Raw genomic sequence first — 16,979 nt, forward strand, 5'->3', positions numbered from 1 at the left:
AGTCTTACTAGAGCATCCTCTTGACGATCTCGACAAGCCCTTCATCGTCGCCAAGCACGCCTGCCTGGGAGTATTGCTGCTTTGTCTTTCGCTTAAAGCCGCCCTTTGGCGGTGAGAGCGCAAACCACGGCTTGATGCCTTCCACCTTGGACATTGCGATTTTGTTGTCTGCAATAGCCGATGCAAGCTCGTCAATGCTCTTGTATTCCTTTGGAAGGTCCGCCTTGGTTATCGGCTTGTAGCCGGCCTTTCTTCCCCTCTTCTCAAGGAGCTCCTTTACAGTGGCCGCGTCGGCCTTGGTCCAGGCGACCACTTCCTTTACCTTGCGAAGCATACCAAGCGACTCGTCCGATTCTGGAACCAGAGTCGCGCGAAAGCGCCTGTCCAGATTGAGGTTGTCAAGCGTAGTCTTTGCCCACGCTGGTATGTTTACGGTCCCTTTGATTCTAACAACTAGATATGCCATATGATTATCAACCCACGCTGTACGTGCTTCTCAGCGCGTTAAAGACTGCCTTTGTAGTCGATGACATTGTGTTTGTAGAGCCAAACGTCTTGGTCCACGAGTCCTTAAGGCCCGCCAGTTTTAGCAGGTTCTTGATGTTCTCGCCGGCCACCAGCCCCAGTCCCCTTGGACCCGGGATGATTTCAAGCGTGACGCTTCCGCCCTTGCCCCTCACCTTGAACGGCACAGAGTGGAGCTGCGTGCACTTGCACTCCCAGCTTCCGCACCCGAGTTTTACCGGGATGACGTTGAGGTATGCTGCATTAGTGGCTTTGTCGATGGCAAGACGCATCTGGGAGGCCTTGCCCTTGCCGATGCCAAACCAGCCTGCCTCGTTTCCTACCGCCACGAGGGCGTTAAAGCGGGTCATCTCGCCGGCGTCGGTCTGCTTTTGCACGATGCCGACGTGCACAACCTGGCTCTTGATGTCGGGCAACAGGTGCTTGACTATCTCGGATTCCTGTATGCGCTGCCCGTTCTCGTATATCTGATCCATCGAGGTTATCTTGCCTGCCAGCACATCACGCCCTAGCGCGGTGCGTGGCTTCCATTCTGCCTGCTGCTGTTGGGATGAAAACATGCTGCTCATTCTTTCTTCTTACCTGCCTTTTCTGATTTCTTGGGTTTTTCTTCCTTTGCTTCTTGCTTCTTTGGCGAAGCTTTCTTGTTGTCCTTCGAAGACTTGCCTTCCTTTGCCGGCGCTGCCTGTTCTTTCTTTTCCTTCTTGGGCTTTGGCGCCTCCTCTGCTGCTTTGCCAGAGATCTTGAACCTGACCTCCTCAAAGTGCGCAGGGTAGTCTTCAGGTTTTAGGCCGTTCTTCAAAAGTGCTGAAAATCGTGACTTGTATTCTTCCTCGTTTGCCTTGAGGCTTGACGCATAGTCTGCGATGTGCTGGCCGGAGATCCTCTCGGCGTCTGGCAGCGACTCTTCTGAAATCGGGATGTTGACGCCCGAGTCTGCGATGCCCTTGGCGCATGTCGCCACTCTTGTGGTAAAGTGGTCCTTGCCGATGTAAAGGACTGCCTTGTTCGTGCCCTTTTCCAGAGCCTTCTTGCCCAGAAGCAGGCCGGTCAGGTAGCACGCCGGCAGGCTGTTTGTAGAGCCCTTCCAGCCGTGCTTGGTGACTAGCTCGTGGCTGTGCGCTGATGCAATGACCAGGTCGCCTGTCGGGGTCGGCTTTAGGATCTGGGCAGCCACGTTCTGGTCGGTAACTTTGACAGTGGCAAACGAGTGCCTGCCGACAATGACGGCGGCCCTCTTGCGATAATTGGTCTTGTCAAGACGGATTCTCTTGAGAGTACGGACATAAGTCAATGAGTACCATTCACTTCCTGTTTGATTAGAGATGCAAAAATTCTATAGCACTTATAAACGTTAACGGGTCTGCCTCGTCGCAGACTTGGCAACAGACGCTGCAAACGCGCCGGCGCCAACTCCGTTGTCGATGTTGACCACTGCAAGGCCCAGTGTACAGGACTGAAGCATCGACGCAAGCGCTGCGATGCCGTCTGCGCCAAAGCCATAGCCCACTGACGTCGGGACGCCTACCACAGGGACGTCAACCATCGACGCGACCACCGATGCAAGCGCGCCTTCCATGCCTGCCACCACCACGATTGCGCCAACCTTTTTTGCAAGCATCTCCTTGAGGGCAGGAAACACCCTGTGCATACCGGCTATTCCAACGTCATAGCTTGTGATAACGTCGCAGCCCATCGCCTCTGCCACCAGCCTTGCCTCTTCTGCGACTCCGATGTCAGAAGTGCCGGCGGCCATTATCCCCACCCTGCCAAGCGCCTGCTTTTGTTTTTGTGATTTGTTTGCAGCAGCAACAAGGATCGTGGTGCTGTTTCTGCCCACCTCCACAAAAAGCCCCTTTTTCTTTAATGCAGAGGCAAGTTTTGCCAGGTCCTTCTTTTTCACCCTGCTCACCACCACCTGGCCGTTGCGCTTGACTGCGGCCACTGCAATCTGCAGTGTGTCGGCGTACTCTTTTCTTTCTGCAAAGACTATCTCCGGAAGGCCCCTTCTCATCTCCCGGCCCACGTCAAGCCGGGCAATGTTGTCGACGTGCTCTATAGCGTGAATAGAGATCTCTTTCTGCGCCTCCTCCGCGGTTATCGCGCCTTTGGCAAATTTCTCCAGAATGGTGCGCAGATCCAACGCTTCAGGGTTTGGACAAAAAGGGATAAAAGGTTTCCAGAAAAAAGAGCTAGAGCGGGAGTGCCTTTATCGCTTCCCTGACGCTTGCCACGCCCTTGTCAAAGACGCCCTGCTCAAAGCTGTCAAGCTTTAGCTCGACTATTTTTTCAACGCCGCCAGCGCCAATGACTGCCGGAACGCCGATGCACAGGTCAGATACCCCGTACTGGCCGTCCAGGTAAGCGGACACTGGAATAACCATCTTCTTGTCCTTTGCCATCGACTCAATCATGGTGGCAACCGCGTTGCCCGGCGCGTACACTGTTGCGCCCTTTAGCGCGATTACCTCTGCAGCGACTTTTTTTGTCTTTTCAAAAATGTCTGTCGCCTGTTCTTTTGTGATAAAGTCGTGCAGCGGGATTCCGCCCAGCGATGAAAACCGTGTGAGCGGGAGCATGTTCTCGCCGTGCTCGGATATCACCATCGCCTGTATAGAGTCGCGGGAGACGCCTGTTGCTTCCTGTATGTAGCTCTTGAACCTCGACAGGTCGAGCATGCCGCCCATGCCCATCACCTTGCTCTTTTGTGCGCCGATGGTCTTGAGCGCAAGGTAGGTCATCGGGTCAAGCGGGTTTGTGACTACAATGACGGTTGCGTCCTTGGCATACGTCGCTATTTTTGATGCGACATCCTTTACAATGCCGGCGTTTATCTTTAGCAGGTCCATGCGCGTCATGCCCGGCTTTCTGCCGACGCCGGCCACAAGCACCACATAGTCAGAGCCGCGCATGTCTTCATAGTTGTTGGAGCCCCGGGCGACAGAGTCAGAGCCGCGCTCTGACAGCTGGTGGTTGATGTCCATTGCCTCGCCCTGCGGAAGGCCCTGCACTATATCCAGAAGGAGAACGTCGTCAAGCTCTCTCAGGCCGCAGTTCAGCGCGGCCGAAGCGCCCACTTTGCCCGATCCAATTACAGTTATTGTCATTTGGAGGTGCTAGCGAGCTGGATTACTTATAAATCTACAAATCCTAATTCTATTTATCGAGGTATTCCCGTAGCCTGACGCATATTTCCTAATACCTTAAATGGAACTTTGCCCTTTTCAATGACTGAATGTCTGGGAAAAAAGGCAAGCGCGACGACAGCTATTTTGCTGCCGACCGGCGCAAGAAGAAAAAGTACGTGATGATAATAGTTCCGATTATCGCCGCAGTGGTGGCAATAGGCGCGGTTTCAGCCCTTTTGTACAAGCCCCCGGAGGTACAGGCAATAAGCGGAGTCGAATGCCATCCCTCAGAGATCACAAACTACCACGTCCATGCTCACCTCGACGTGCTTGTAGACGGGAAAAACCAAACGGTTCCATCTAACATAGGGATAATGCAGTCTCCGCACTGCCTTTTCTGGCTTCACACCCATGATGACACAGGCACCATACACGTAGAGGCGCCGCAGCAAAGGCAATTCACGCTGGGCCAGTTCATGGACATCTGGAAACAGACGCACAGCGGCTCAAATTCGTTCTTTGACTCGGTGGCAGGCAAGCCGCTAAAGGCGTACGTCAATGGCACAGAGTTCCAGGGAGACTATAAGAACATAGAATTGAAATCGCGCCAGCAAATAGTCCTTGCGTACGGCAACCCTCCGGATAAAATCCCGACCCACGACTTTGGCAGCCTGCGCTAGAAACAACAGCAAAAGCTTGATATGAACTTGTCAGGCGCTTCTTTCTAGCAACAAGCGTGCCTCCCCGGATAGAGCTGCAGAGCAGGAAAAAGTGGACCGTAAACGGCACCTCAAGGATAAGGCCGGCTCAAGAGACCTTGCAAAAGGTCATGCCCCTCACCAAAAAGATAGGGGTCACGAGGCTTGCAGACATTACGGACATGGACGTGCTCCGCATACCAAACTATTCGGCAGTCCTGCCCGGCACCGAAGACTACATCTGGGTGTACAGCGGCAAGGGCCCCACGAGGGAGCACGCGATGGCAAGCGCGCTCATGGAAAGCATCGAGCGCTATTCCTCATTGCCCGCAGGAGGCCCGCGGAACTTTGTCAGGGCAAGCTATGCAGAACTGTCAAAGTCGCAAAAAGTCTTGCACCCTGACGAGATCGTCGAGCCGACGCGCTTTGAGTACCGCGACGACATGCTGATGGACTTTCTTCCGGGCTTTGACATCGCCAACAATAACGAGGAGGTGATGGTGCCAGCCCCAATAGCGCTTTTCCGCTACAACCCGCCGGCCCCGGCGGTAAACCCGTTTTCATATTTTCACACAAACGGCCTTGCGTCTGGCAACGTGATGGAAGAGGCTGTCTGCCATTCGCTGTGCGAGGTCATAGAGCGCGACGCAATGAGCGTGGCAGAACTCCGCGCAAGCGCCATTCCCTTCCATGTCCTGCGAAGCATCATCCATTCGCTCAACGCCGCTGGCATCCAGACAAAACCAATGCAGGCAGACAGGTTCGTCGACGATCCGGGCATTTTCCCCGACGTCGACATTTCCGAAGTCGACTTCGAGCCTGTCAGAAAACTGGTGAAAAAATTTGACAGGGCCGCCATCCCGCTCATAATCAAGGACATCACGTCGGATATTGGCGTCCCCACGTTCAACGCAAGCAGCATCGAGTGGGTCACGCACGACTATGGCTACCTTGCAGAAGGCCACGGCACGCACCCTGACGCAAGGATTGCCCTTTTGAGGGCGATAACGGAGGTGTCGCAGACTCGCGCCGCCAACATACAGGGAGCGCGCGACGACCTGCGCAAGATAAGGTACGGCGAGAACAACACGGACGACAAGAGGGCCTGGCAGTTCATGCCGTCTACTAAAAAGATCAAGTTTTCAGAGGTCAAGACGTACTTCCACGAGGACATACTTGACGACATCAAGTTCATACTTGACAGGCTGAGAAACGCCGGCCTTGGCAGGGCGATAATCGTCGACCTGACAAACCCGGACCTTGCAGTCCCGGTCGTCAGGGCTATCGTGCCGGGGCTTGAGACTTTCAAGATAACAAAGTCGGTGGTGGGAATGAGAGCGAGGGCGCTTTTTAGGCAATGGCAAAAAAACCAATAATATTTTTAGGCCCAAGCCTGAGCCACGAAAAGGCAAGCAAGATCTTGCCGGAGGCAGAGTTTCGGCCGCCGGCCAAAAAGGGCGACTTGCTGAGGCTGGCTGCAAGCCCCGATGTCTCTATGGTCGGGCTTGTCGACGGCGTGTTCCTGCAGGACTATCCCCCCACGCCGATTGAAGTGTACCAGTTGGCCAGGCGGGAAGGCGTCCTCTTGGCGGGGGCTGCAAGCCTAGGCGCGCTGCGCGCAGTTGAGCTGGAAAAGTTTGGCATGGTCGGCATCGGCAGGGTATTTGAACTGTACAAGGGCGGCAAGATAGACGCCGACGACGAGGTTGCAGTCACGTTTGCAGACGGAGATTTCCACCTCCAGTCAGAGGCGATGGTGGACATTCGCTACAACCTGTTCCTTGCGCACAAAAAAGGCATAATCGGCAAGGACACGAAAAAGGCGCTTGCCAAGGTTGCAAAGGCCACCTATTTTCCACACCGCAACTATCCCGACATTATCGAGGCGACGCGGAGGAAATACCGCGACAGTCTGAATAATTATGACGACATTGATGCCTTTCAAACATATATTGAAAAAAACAGAAAGAGCCTGAAAGAGATGGACGCAATCAAGCTGGTCGAGTTTTTCAAGGCCCGTCTTGGGGCGGAAAAGAAATAGTCTTAAATCACCTGTCTGGCTTTTGAAAAGCGTCACATCATCACCATGAAGATATACACCAAGACAGGCGACAAGGGCGAGACCGGCCTTATCGGAGGCAGGCGCGTCAGCAAGGCAGACTTGCGTATAGTGGCCTACGGAGCAGTGGACGAACTGAACTCCAGCATCGGCCTTGCGGTGTCGTCACTTTGCGGAAAAGAAAAGGTGTTTTCCGACTTGGCAGATGTCTTGACGCAGGTGCAAAACGACCTCTTTATAGTCGGCTCGGACCTTGCCGATTCCGACTATCCAAAAAGCCAGTACAACACGCCGCGCACAGACGAAAATATGGCCTCCGCGCTAGAGCCTGTCATCGACAAATTTGAATCAGAACTGGAACCGATAACGTTTTTCATACTGCCGGGCGGAAGCGCCGAAGCGTCGATGCTGCACGTGTGCAGGGGCGTTGCAAGGCGCGCCGAGACGGCCGCGGTGGCGCTCTACAGGTCAGAGAGCATAAACCCCGCCATAATCATGTACCTGAACAGGCTGGCAGACCTGCTGTTTGTGGCGGCAAGGCTTGCAAACAAGAGGCAGGGCGTGCCTGACGTGGCATGGAAGAAAAAGAAGTCGTCACAATAATAAAACCTTAAATGCTGCATCTAGACATTGTAGTTGTTGGACCACGTCAGAAACGTCACGCTCATTATCGTGATAACGGCGCTCATGGCGTTTGGCCTGATAGGAGTTACCCTGCTTGTTGACCTCCTTCCAATACCCGCAATGCACGCTGCTTCTTCTTCTACTACTGCTGCTGCCAATATCGTCGATCAAGTAGCTTTAAAGTCTGGATTTACCAATTGAGACACATATGGAAGAAGATCAAGTCAGCTGCCCCTACTGTGGTTCCGCCTTTAAGGACAAGGAACAACTTTCAAAGCACATCGACAGGATCCACCACGGTTCTGGCCTGCTTGAAGGCGACACCACGAAATGGTGAAAGATAAAGACCTAACTCCATTTTTTGACGCGGTCATTGGGTTAAAGTACGTCAGGCGCGCGGGGTGGGCTGCCAAGGTTGGAATCAAAGACCCGGAATCAGTTGCGGACCATTCATTTGCCATGTGCGCAGTCGGCATGGCGCTTTCGGACATTCTGGGTTTTGACACCCGGAAGGTGCTAAAGATGATAGTGCTACACGACCTGGCAGAATCTGCGGTGGGCGATTATATGCCCGGAGAGGTCAGCATAATTCAAAAGCGGCAGGAAGAGGATGGCGCGATGCAAAAGATCCTTGCGTGCCTGCCTGCAAAGGTAAGGTCTGATTATGCAAAAATCTGGCGCGAGTATCTGCAGGACAAGACAAAAGAGGCAAGGTTTGTGCACAGGATTGACAAACTAGAGATGGCCCTGCAAGCGGCAAGGTATGCAAAAGACGGGCACCCGGAGGAACTGCTGGCGCAGTTTTTCGATTCGGCGCACAAGGCAGTCGACATTGATGACGACATCTTGGCAGAAATCCTAAAGTCTTTAAGCCCGGCTCAGCGCATGAAAAACCGATAATAACACATGCAGTATTTTACGGCTCTCAAGATAGGCGAAAAGAGGGTCAAGGTCGCGCAGGATCTTTTGGCAAAATACACAGGGACTGCGATGCCGGCGCTTGCGCTCAAGGACAACAAGGACAACAAGTGGGAGCCGGTGGGCGAGGAGAATCTCTATGCGATAGTGAAAGAGCCGGGCGGCTACATGATCGCGCTGTGCGACAACAAGGGAGTCGCAAAGGCAATCGCGCAGTGGTTTGCTGAGGACACCAAGAACCAGATCGTTGAAAAGATAAAGTCCGAGCAGAACATGCAGGAATATTTCGGCAAGCTGTCGCTTCCGATATAACTTTATTATAGCTGAAAAGGACTACGTGAATAGCTTTGGCAGCAGGCAAGCACGAGCAAGAGATCGAGGTCAAGGGACACCTCATCGACTCGATGATACTTACAAGGATATTTGACCACGTCATGGACCTAAAGGGCGACTTTCAGGTCCTCGAATTCACGGTAGGCAAGAAAAAGAAGGACCCAAGCTACGCCCGCCTGCTCGTGCGGGGCAAGGATGAGGAGCACCTTGAGCGCATACTGGAGGCCGTGTACCGGGAGGGCGCGCAGCCCGTCTCTGTGCAGGAGGCAAGGCTCGTGCCTGCAAGCGCCGACTGCGTCATGCCCGACGACTTTTACAGCACGACCAACAACCCCACGCAGGTTTTCCACTCTGGCCGGTGGATAGACGTCCAGAACATGATGATGGACAAGTGCATAGTTGTAGATGTCAAGAGCATGACTGCAGAGTGCAAGATGATCCGCGACCTGAAAAAAGGCGACATGATTGTAGTAGGCGAGCGCGGCGTGAAAATAACGCCGCAGGAGCGCCCGAGGGAAGGCGTCGACATTTTTCAGTTCATGTCAAGCTCCAGTTCCAGCGAGCGCCCCACGCAGCACATCGCCCGAAAGGTTGCAGACGACATTTACAATACCAAAAAAGAGGGAGGCAAGATAATCGTGGTTTCAGGCCCAGTGCTTGTGCACTCGGGAGCGTCAGAAGCGCTTGCGCGCCTTATCAGGATGGGCTACATCGACGGTCTGCTTGCAGGAAACGCAATCGCCGTCCACGACGTTGAAAACGCGCTTTTGGGCACGTCGCTTGGGATGCACGTCAAGGACGGCACGCTTGCTGTCAGGGGCCACCGCAACCACATGCAGGCCATAAACGAGGTGTTCAAGGCCGGCGGCCTGAAGGCGATGGTGGAGAAAAAGATCCTGAAAAGCGGCGTGATGTACGAATGCATCAAGCATGACGTGCCGTTCGTTCTTGCAGGCTCTATCCGCGACGACGGCCCGATACCCGACGTCGTGACAGACGTGGTGGAGGCGCAGCGCAGGTACAAAAAAGTACTAAAGGGCGCCAAGATGGTGCTGATGTTCTCGACAATGCTCCACTCCATTGCAGTCGGCAACATGCTCCCCTCGTCGGTAAAGGTGGTGGCAGTTGATATTAGCCAGCCCGTCGTGACAAAGCTGGTGGACAGGGGCACGGCGCAGGCAGTGGGCATCGTGACGGACGTTGGCGCGTTCTTGCCCATAGTGGCAGACCACCTTGAAGAAAAGGTGGCAAGGCGCAAGTAGCGGTAGTAATAAACTATATAAACTACATTTAGAATCCCTAAATCTTCGTTCTACTATATTGTACTTGTATGTCTACCAGAACATTCCTTAATTTCGACAGGCTGGTCAGCCAAAAGGGTTCAGGGTCCCAGGCGATTGCAGGAGTGGTCATTCTTATAGTGGGGCTGGCAGTAGCCAACGTAATCGGGAGCGCAGCTCTGGCCTACGTGGTTGCGATCATCGGCGTTGCAGTGATAATCTCGGCGTTTCTCATGATAATCAAGCAGTACGAAAGGGCGGTGATTCTGAGGCTTGGACGGTTCCAGAGGCAGGTGGGGCCCGGCGTGCAGATTAGGATCCCGTTTGCTGACAACATTCTGGTGATTGACGTACGCGAAAAAGTGCGCGAGTTCACGGCAGAAAGGATGCTGACAAAGGACAACGTGCCAGTCACCATAGACGCGATCCTCAGGTACAGGATAATAGAGGACAGGGCCCGCGACGCCATACTGAACGTGGAGAACTTTAACGACATGATCCAGCAGGTCTCCCAGACCACCTTGCGCAACAACATCGGCGCGTCGTATTTTCAAGACATACTGTCCAAGAGGGAAGAGGTCAACAAGCACATCAAGGAGGTCATTGCGGAGGAGTCGAGGAGCTGGGGAATCGAGGTAAGGGGCGTGGAGATCCGGCAGGTTGCGATACCAAAAGAACTCGAAGACGCAATGTCGATGCAGGCGCAGGCCGAGCGGGAGAAGAACGCGAGGGTGACGTACGGCGAGTCGGAGGTCCTTGTGGCAAAGCAGTTTGAGGAAGCGGCCAAGGTATACACTGACAACCCTGTCGCGTACGCGCTCAGGCAGTCCAACATGCTGTACGAGTCGATAAAGGTGCAGGGCAACACGATAGTCATGGTCCCTTCAGAGTCGCTCAACTCGATAGGCTTTGGAAACCTTGCGCTGACGCAGGCGTACTTGGACAACATAAAGAGCGTGGCGGCGGCAAAAGCGGCTACTGCAGTGGCGGATGACAAGAGCGGAAGCGAAGGAGAAAAGAAGAGCTAATACGCAGGTCTTGCAGATAATGACGCATATAGCGACATGAGCAACAAGAAAAAGCCGGCTGATGATGATAGAGATAATTTCAGCCATCTATCGCAGGAGCAAAGAGAAGTATGCTGGAACAAGGGCACAGAGGCCCCGTTCACTGGCAAGTACTGGAACAGCCACGAAAAGGGCGTGTACCGCTGCGCGGCATGCGGTGCAGAACTTTTCAGCTCTGACACAAAATTTGATTCGGGCACCGGCTGGCCCAGCTTTTACAAGCCTGTCAAGGACGCAAACGTAAAGGAAGAGACGGACACAAGCTACGGCATGGTAAGGACAGAAGTCATGTGCAGCAAGTGCGGCGCTCACCTTGGCCACGTGTTTGACGATGGGCCGAACCCCACGGGCCTGCGCTACTGCATCAATTCGCTTTCGCTTGACCTGGAGAAAAGGGGATAAGAGGAGAAATGAGCGAGGAGCAACAACAGGAATGGTCAGAGTGGCTTGACTTTGACAGCGCGCACGTCAACTCTGTCCCAGAGGCTGCAGGCGTGTACCTGATGCACGCAAGCATGAAGGTGATGCGCATCGGCGGAAGCGACAACGTCAGAAAATCCCTGCAAGAGCTGCTTGCAGACCCATGCGCAAGCAAGGCCAAAAGGTTCCACTACATGCTGACGCAGTCTCATGCGTCAGTGGCAGAGCAGTTGGTTAAGGACTACAAAGAAAAGCATCAGGGCAAGCTGCCTGCGTGCATGGAAGAGAAATAAGGAAAAAAAATATGATGCTTGTACGCTGCTATACGTGTAACCGCGTCTTTGACATCGACAAGCCTGCCGAGCGCAAGGAAGCGATAAAGCACAGCCAGGCGTGCCACGAAATGACCCGCGGTTTTCGGGCTTGACGATTGTAAGGTACGATTGTTAAATATCCGCATCAGTTTTACACAGATACAGAGATGCCAAAAGATCCTATTTGCGGAATGGAAGTGAGCGAAGAATCGAAATTCAAGTCCAGAAAGGGCGGCCAGACGATCTACTTTTGCTGCCCGCATTGCAAGTCCAAGTTTGACGTGGACCCTGCAAAATTTACGTAAGGCATATATTTCGGTATCGAGTATTCGATATCGATAATTCGATATGGGAATGTGGATGTTTGGTGAGATGCGCAGGAGGCGCGGATTGAGGATGTGGGTGATAACGCTGCTAGAGCGTTCGCCCAAGAACGGAGCAGAGATAATGGACGAGATGGAAATGATGACCAAGGGCTGGTGGAGGCCTTCGCCGGGATCGGTCTACCCCCTGCTTGAGAGCCTGGTACAGGAAGGATTCATCAAAAAGAGGGAGGATGGCAAGTACGAGCTGACGCAGAGGACAAAGGAAGACATGGGATGGCCCTATGGGTCCCACGCAGGCCAGCCAAGGACCGTGGAGGACATGCTCAAAGAGATAAGCGGCTATGTCTCTTATTTTGAAGATCTTGTCAAATCAGACAAGTCAAAGATAGAGCCGCAAAAGGAAAAGATAAAGGAAATAGCAGAAAGGCTGGCGGCACTGAGCAAATGACGCTGTTGCAGGTTCAATAGAATCAGGCAGCGGCAGTATTTTATTTGCCGGGCCTGCCAATATTTTTTTCAGTTTGCCAAGGTGACAAAAAGTTGTGTAAACTAATCTACATCCGGTTGCTTAAATCGAAATTCCATTAACTAACCCTCTATGACAAAGGAATTCTGCCACTTGTGCAAGGATGGAGGAAAAGAGTGCGTCGAGATAGACGAGAGCAGGGAAGTAGCCATGATGAAAATTCATCCCAGGTGCTCAGTCTGCGGCCGGCTGCTTGTGCAGTGAGATAAATGAATGATAAATAATCAGGATTCCCGGAGCTTTTTGTTTATCAGCTCAAGCGCGGTTTTCGGGTCCGCACGGCCCCTTGTATGCTGCATCACTTTGCCAAGCAAAAAGTTGGCCGCAGCAGGATTCTTTTTTGCGTCTGCAACTGCCGCCGTTTCTGCTGCAAAGACAGCATCGATTGCCTGAGCAAGCGCGCCGGCGTCGTCTATCTTAGACGCCTGCGTCTTTTTGGCCACCTGCGAGGGCATCTCGCCAGTCTTTACCACCTGGCCCAGGATTTGCTTTGCGGTCGCGCGGTTTATGGTATTCTGCTCCACCAGTTTGGCAAGGTCGGCAATGTGCTCTGGCCCCACCTTCAAGCCGGCAAGCATGGCGTGCTGCTCCTCCTTGGCCTTTTCATCTACAAAGCCCATGAGGTCCGTCACTATCCAGTTTGCAACCTCTTTTGGTGAGTTGTAGATCTTTATTGCCGACTCGAAAAAGTCGGCAAGCTCTTTGTTGTCTATCAGCACCTGCGCAACGTGAGGGGTCAGGCCAAGTGACGAAACAAACCTAGCTTTTCGCGCGTCTGGAAGCTCGGGCATCGACTGTTCAAGCGACGAGATAAAACCTGCGCCCAGCTCTATTGAAGGTATGTCCGGCTCGGGGAAATAGCGGTAGTCCTGCTCTTCCTCTTTTGACCTTGACTCTTTTGTCACCTTGCGCGCGTCGTCCCAGTGCCGAGTTTCCGCTTTCACTTCGATGTCGCGGGAGACCATCGTCTTTTGCCTCGCCATCTCGTAGCGGAGCGCCTTTTCCACCTCGGAAAACGACCCGACGTTCTTTATCTCGACGCGGTGGCCGCCGGCGACTGAAACGTTTGTGTCGCAGCGCACCGACCCTTCAAGCCTAGTGTCGCAGACTCCAAGGTGCTCTACTATCGACGTTACCTTGTTCAGAAACTCCCTTACATCCTTTGGGTCCACAAAGTCCGGCTCTGTCACAATCTCTACAAGGGGCACGCCGGCGCGGTTATAGTCGACAAGGGTGTAGGTGCTCTTTTCCATGCTGCCACCTTCGTAGACCAGCCTGCCGGGGTCCTCTTCCAGCTGCACCCGGCGCATACGCACCGACTTGCCGTTTCCGTATTCCAGCTTGCCGTCGACTCCGATGCTCGTTATGCCGTAGGCGTTGTACTGCGTGAGCTGGAAATTCTTTGGAAGGTCAGGGTAAAAGTAGTTCTTGCGGTAGAACATTATCTCCTCTGGGACCTTGCAGCCAAGGGCAAGAGATATCATGCCGGCAAACTCGACCGCCTTTTTGTTCAAAAGAGGCAGAGTGCCGGGCAGGCCCGTGCAGGTCGGGCAGATGTTGGCGTTAGGCTCTTTGCCGCGATAGTCGCAGCTGCATGGGCAGAACAGCTTGCTCCTTGCGCCAGTAAGCTGGCAGTGGATTTCAAGGCCTATCTTGTATTCCATCTTTACAGGTCAGGGCTCCTCTGCACCTTGGCGACGCTTTCAAACGTATAAGCGGCGTCAAACATTGTCTGCTCGGAAAACTCGTCGGCCATGAACTGCAAGCCTATGGGCAGGTTGTTGTTTGAAAAGCCGGCCGGAACCGAGATCGCCGGGATGCCTGCGAGGTTTGCCACCACAGTGTCAACGTCAACGAGGTACATCTTTAACGGGTCGTCTACCTTTTCGCCTATAGGAAACGGCAGGATCGGCATCGTCGGACCTATCAACACATCAAACTGCGTAAACAGGGATTTCAGCTCGCGCCTCAAAAGCGAGCGCACCTGCTGCGCCTTTAGGTAGTACTTGCCGTAATAGCCTGACGAAAGCACGTACGAGCCGGTGATTATCCTGCGCTTGACCTCCTCGCCAAAGTTGCTCCTGCTCTTTGCAAAATACGAGTTCCACTCGTAGCCGTCAGGGCTCATGTCAAAGCCGTAGCGGACGTTGTCATAGCGGGCAAGGTTGCTTGATGCTTCCGCCATCGCTATCGTGTAGTATGATGCAAGCGCGTACTGCACAGACGGCATGGAAGCCTCGGCGCACCGGCAGCCTTCTTTCTCAAGAGTGTCATAGGCGCTGTACACTATCTTTGACACTTTGGGATCCGCATCTTCGACAAACTCTTTGACGAGCCCTACGCGGAGAGGCATCTTGCTTACAAGGTACGACGGCTTGCCGGGCGCAGTGGTATGGTCGTTGTCGTCCTGGCCTGCCATGGCGGCAAGCGTGGCCGCAACGTCTGCGACCGTCCTTCCGACCGGGCCGACCTGCTCCAGGCTGTTTGCGTATGATATCAGCCCGTACCTGCTTACCAGACCGTACGTCGGCTTTAGCCCCACTACAGAGCAAAAGCTTGCAGGGCACCTTACAGAGCCACCGGTGTCAGAGCCAAGCGATATGGCGCATTCAAGCGCCGCGACGCTTGCCGCGCTCCCGCCCGACGAGCCCCCCGGCACCCGGGAGATGTCCCACGGGTTTCGGGTCGGGCCGTTTCTACTGAATTCTGTGGTTGAGCCCATCGCAAACTCGTCGAGGTTTGCCTTGCCGATGACGATTGCGCCGGCGTCCTGCAATCGTTTGACAACGGTCGCGTCGTACGGAGGGACATAGCCGTCAAGCATCTTTGAGGCGCACGTCGTCCTGATGCCTTTTGTAGAAATATTGTCCTTGATGCTTACTGCAACGCCGGCAAGAGGGCCGGCGGCTTCTCCGTCTCGGATCTTTTTGTCAAGGGCGCGTGCCTGCTCTACTGCGCCCTTGCTGTTCACCGTTACAAGGGCGTTTACCTTTGGCTCGACGACTTCGATGCGCTCCAGTATTTGATGAATGTACTCCTCGGCGGAAAACTCGCGGTTTTTCACGCCGTTTGCAACCTGCGAAGCGTCGAGCCTGTACAGCAACCTAGACCATCCTCGGGCCCTTTACAAAGCCGTCCTTGCGGTACTTTGTTCCAAGAGTGTCGGCGCCAAACGCGCGCTCTTCGTCCTGGCGCAGTTCAGAGAACTTTTTCTTTGACTTGATGACCTCGGCTTTTTCAAGCGGGATGGTGTCCAGTCTGTCAAGGTACGCGATTATCTGCTCTATCTGCGAGGTGTACTTGGCAAGCTCCTCGTCTGACAGCTCTATCCTGGAGAGCCAGCCAAGATGCCTCACCTCTTCTCTTGTCACTTTTGCTGTTGTTGTCATTTCTCTATGGCGCCAGCCTGTCAATGTCGCGGGGGTAGAACGTCGCGTCGCGTATGTTCTCTATTTTTGCCAGTGCCATGAGCAGTCTTTCAAGGCCCATGCCAAAGCCGGCGTGGGGCGGGACTCCAAAGTCAAATACGCGAAGGTGATAGTCAAAGGCGTCCGGCTTTAGCCCCTGCTTTTGCATCCTCTCTATCAGTTGATTCTTGCGGTTAATCCTTGTGCTCCCGGACGACATTTCCAGAGGCCCGTACATCAGGTCGAACGACTCGCACACCTTTGGGTCGTCGGCCCTTGGCTTGACGTAGAACGGCTTGGTCGATGTCGGCCAGTCGACGATAAAATAGAACCCGTTGAGGCGCTCGTCCTGCAGGCTCTTCATCACCTGCGGCGAGATGTCGTCGCCCCACTGGATGCGCTCGCCGGCCTCCTGCAGCTTGTCGATGAGGTCAGAGTACGAGTATTTTGGGAACGGCAGCTCAAGGGCGGGCATTGCAATTTCCAGAAACTCCAGGTCTGCCTTGTTGCGGTCCTTGACCGAGTCGATGATGTGGATTATCATTCGCTCAAGGAGCGCCATGACGTCGCCATAGTCGGCAAAGGCGCGCTCGACGTCTACGGACGTGGCTTCTGACAGGTGGCGGTTTGTGCGCGACGGCTCGGCGCGGAATATCGGGCCTATCTCAAAGACGCTCTCAAAGGCCATCGTCAGCTGCTCCTTGTAAAGCTGCGGGCTCTGGGCAAGAAACGCCTCGCGGTCGTAGTAGAATATCGGGAACAGCGCGGCTCCTCCTTCCGTCGCTGTCGCTATCATTTTGGGCGTGCTGACTTCGGCAAAATCCTGCCGCGACAGGAACTCGCGGATTGCGTTCACCACGGTCTGCCGGATGCGAAATATCGAGCCCAGCTGCTGCCTCCTCAGGTCGACTGCGCGAAGGTCAAGGCGGGTGTCGATGCCAACAGGCGACGACTTGCCGGTGGTCATGAAAGGCGCGGCCTTTTTTGCCACCGAGAACGCCTTTATCTCTGCCGGCACGACCTCGGCTCCGTTTGGCGCCTTTTCCTGCGGCCTCACCTTGCCGCGCACGCCTAGCGAGGTGTGCTCCTTGACTTCCTTGGCAAGGGCGAACAGCTGCTCGCCCACCTCGCTCTTTTTGGCAGTCACCTGGACTTCGCCATGCATGTCCTTGATTATAATGAATGAGATATTGCCATGGTCGCGCACGCTTGACACCCAGCCCATTATCACGACCTCCCGGTCTGCCATCGCAGGGCCCACTTCCTTTGAGTAGTGGGTGCGCCTCCACTGGCCCAAGTCTTCTTCCTTCAGCAGTTCTTCTTCCAAATTAAATAGGCGTGTTTGTACTGTAGA

The 16,979-nt window shown here is 54.1% G+C and carries 25 protein-coding genes; 16 read left to right on the plus strand and 9 right to left on the minus strand.

Annotated elements, in window-relative coordinates; genetic code table 11:
- Positions 1-7: 7 nt before the first annotated feature.
- From NTE_RS12650 to NTE_RS12670, 5 genes are read right to left on the minus strand one after another with little or no spacing between them, the layout of a single operon-like run.
- Positions 8-466 (minus strand): 50S ribosomal protein L30, encoded by a 459-nt coding sequence (locus NTE_RS12650; RefSeq protein WP_148701344.1) that lies wholly within the window; start codon positions 464-466, stop codon positions 8-10.
- Between the two features lie 7 nt (positions 467-473).
- Entirely contained in the window at positions 474-1,085 is a 612-nt protein-coding gene (locus NTE_RS12655; protein WP_148702167.1) for a 30S ribosomal protein S5, read from the minus strand.
- 5 nt (positions 1,086-1,090) lie between these two features.
- Complete coding sequence (locus NTE_RS12660; RefSeq protein WP_148701345.1) at positions 1,091-1,819, minus strand: 50S ribosomal protein L18; 729 nt, start codon at positions 1,817-1,819, stop codon at positions 1,091-1,093.
- 60 nt (positions 1,820-1,879) lie between these two features.
- Complete coding sequence (larB, locus tag NTE_RS12665; protein WP_148701346.1) at positions 1,880-2,668, minus strand: nickel pincer cofactor biosynthesis protein LarB; 789 nt, start codon at positions 2,666-2,668, stop codon at positions 1,880-1,882.
- Between the two features lie 49 nt (positions 2,669-2,717).
- The gene (locus NTE_RS12670; protein ID WP_148701347.1) at positions 2,718-3,632 is read right to left on the minus strand and encodes a malate dehydrogenase; all 915 of its coding nucleotides are present in this window, start codon (positions 3,630-3,632) and stop codon (positions 2,718-2,720) included.
- A 128-nt stretch (positions 3,633-3,760) separates the two neighbouring features.
- Between NTE_RS12670 and NTE_RS12675 the strand changes: the two genes are divergently transcribed.
- From NTE_RS12675 to NTE_RS17385, 16 genes are all read left to right on the plus strand, one after another.
- On the plus strand, positions 3,761-4,333 hold the full coding sequence (locus tag NTE_RS12675; RefSeq protein ID WP_148701348.1) for a hypothetical protein: 573 nt from the start codon (positions 3,761-3,763) through the stop codon (positions 4,331-4,333).
- A 56-nt stretch (positions 4,334-4,389) separates the two neighbouring features.
- Positions 4,390-5,727 (plus strand): YcaO-like family protein, encoded by a 1,338-nt coding sequence (locus tag NTE_RS12680; RefSeq protein WP_148701349.1) that lies wholly within the window; start codon positions 4,390-4,392, stop codon positions 5,725-5,727.
- The gene (locus NTE_RS12685; protein WP_148701350.1) at positions 5,709-6,392 is read left to right on the plus strand and encodes a TfuA-like protein; all 684 of its coding nucleotides are present in this window, start codon (positions 5,709-5,711) and stop codon (positions 6,390-6,392) included. Before NTE_RS12680 ends, NTE_RS12685 begins: the two co-directional genes overlap by 19 nt.
- 45 nt (positions 6,393-6,437) lie before the next feature.
- Complete coding sequence (locus NTE_RS12690; RefSeq protein ID WP_148701351.1) at positions 6,438-7,013, plus strand: cob(I)yrinic acid a,c-diamide adenosyltransferase; 576 nt, start codon at positions 6,438-6,440, stop codon at positions 7,011-7,013.
- A 36-nt stretch (positions 7,014-7,049) separates the two neighbouring features.
- Complete coding sequence (locus NTE_RS12695) at positions 7,050-7,235, plus strand: hypothetical protein (RefSeq protein WP_148701352.1); 186 nt, start codon at positions 7,050-7,052, stop codon at positions 7,233-7,235.
- 7 nt (positions 7,236-7,242) lie between these two features.
- Positions 7,243-7,371 (plus strand): C2H2-type zinc finger protein, encoded by a 129-nt coding sequence (locus tag NTE_RS16735; RefSeq protein WP_158385551.1) that lies wholly within the window; start codon positions 7,243-7,245, stop codon positions 7,369-7,371.
- Positions 7,365-7,934, plus strand: a complete 570-nt coding sequence (locus NTE_RS12700; RefSeq protein WP_148701353.1) for an HD domain-containing protein — start codon at positions 7,365-7,367, stop codon at positions 7,932-7,934. The genes NTE_RS16735 and NTE_RS12700 overlap by 7 nt, the downstream gene beginning before the upstream one ends.
- A gap of 6 nt (positions 7,935-7,940) precedes the next feature.
- On the plus strand, positions 7,941-8,264 hold the full coding sequence (locus tag NTE_RS12705; protein ID WP_148701354.1) for a hypothetical protein: 324 nt from the start codon (positions 7,941-7,943) through the stop codon (positions 8,262-8,264).
- A gap of 35 nt (positions 8,265-8,299) precedes the next feature.
- Positions 8,300-9,547, plus strand: coding sequence for an ornithine cyclodeaminase, nickel-pincer nucleotide-dependent (locus tag NTE_RS12710; protein ID WP_148701355.1), 1,248 nt, complete (start codon positions 8,300-8,302; stop codon positions 9,545-9,547).
- 68 nt (positions 9,548-9,615) lie between these two features.
- Positions 9,616-10,593 (plus strand): SPFH domain-containing protein, encoded by a 978-nt coding sequence (locus NTE_RS12715; RefSeq protein ID WP_148701356.1) that lies wholly within the window; start codon positions 9,616-9,618, stop codon positions 10,591-10,593.
- Between the two features lie 36 nt (positions 10,594-10,629).
- Entirely contained in the window at positions 10,630-11,034 is a 405-nt protein-coding gene (gene msrB / locus NTE_RS12720; RefSeq protein ID WP_148701357.1) for a peptide-methionine (R)-S-oxide reductase MsrB, read from the plus strand.
- 8 nt (positions 11,035-11,042) lie between these two features.
- Positions 11,043-11,345 (plus strand): DUF7508 domain-containing protein, encoded by a 303-nt coding sequence (locus tag NTE_RS12725; protein WP_148701358.1) that lies wholly within the window; start codon positions 11,043-11,045, stop codon positions 11,343-11,345.
- A gap of 11 nt (positions 11,346-11,356) precedes the next feature.
- On the plus strand, positions 11,357-11,479 hold the full coding sequence (locus NTE_RS17380; RefSeq protein WP_264357912.1) for a hypothetical protein: 123 nt from the start codon (positions 11,357-11,359) through the stop codon (positions 11,477-11,479).
- A gap of 54 nt (positions 11,480-11,533) precedes the next feature.
- On the plus strand, positions 11,534-11,671 hold the full coding sequence (locus NTE_RS12730) for a YHS domain-containing protein (RefSeq protein ID WP_148701359.1): 138 nt from the start codon (positions 11,534-11,536) through the stop codon (positions 11,669-11,671).
- 43 nt (positions 11,672-11,714) lie between these two features.
- The gene (locus NTE_RS12735; RefSeq protein ID WP_226987006.1) at positions 11,715-12,140 is read left to right on the plus strand and encodes a PadR family transcriptional regulator; all 426 of its coding nucleotides are present in this window, start codon (positions 11,715-11,717) and stop codon (positions 12,138-12,140) included.
- Positions 12,141-12,290: 150 nt separating this feature from the next.
- Positions 12,291-12,422, plus strand: a complete 132-nt coding sequence (locus NTE_RS17385; RefSeq protein ID WP_264357913.1) for a hypothetical protein — start codon at positions 12,291-12,293, stop codon at positions 12,420-12,422.
- Positions 12,423-12,442: 20 nt separating this feature from the next.
- Here NTE_RS17385 and gatB read toward each other — a convergent pair whose 3' ends face one another.
- The 4 genes from gatB to aspS are packed head-to-tail and all read right to left on the minus strand — an operon-like array spanning position 12,443 to position 16,952.
- Positions 12,443-13,882, minus strand: a complete 1,440-nt coding sequence (gatB, locus tag NTE_RS12740) for an Asp-tRNA(Asn)/Glu-tRNA(Gln) amidotransferase subunit GatB (protein ID WP_148701360.1) — start codon at positions 13,880-13,882, stop codon at positions 12,443-12,445.
- A gap of 2 nt (positions 13,883-13,884) precedes the next feature.
- Complete coding sequence (gene gatA, locus NTE_RS12745; protein ID WP_148701361.1) at positions 13,885-15,321, minus strand: Asp-tRNA(Asn)/Glu-tRNA(Gln) amidotransferase subunit GatA; 1,437 nt, start codon at positions 15,319-15,321, stop codon at positions 13,885-13,887.
- Position 15,322: 1 nt separating this feature from the next.
- Complete coding sequence (gene gatC, locus NTE_RS12750) at positions 15,323-15,607, minus strand: Asp-tRNA(Asn)/Glu-tRNA(Gln) amidotransferase subunit GatC (protein ID WP_148701362.1); 285 nt, start codon at positions 15,605-15,607, stop codon at positions 15,323-15,325.
- Positions 15,608-15,611: 4 nt separating this feature from the next.
- Entirely contained in the window at positions 15,612-16,952 is a 1,341-nt protein-coding gene (gene aspS, locus NTE_RS12755; protein ID WP_226987007.1) for an aspartate--tRNA(Asn) ligase, read from the minus strand.
- Positions 16,953-16,979 lie beyond the last annotated feature (27 nt).

The organism is Candidatus Nitrososphaera evergladensis SR1, from assembly GCF_000730285.1.
In the GTDB taxonomy this organism is placed as follows: Archaea; Thermoproteota; Nitrososphaeria; order Nitrososphaerales; family Nitrososphaeraceae; genus Nitrososphaera; species Nitrososphaera evergladensis.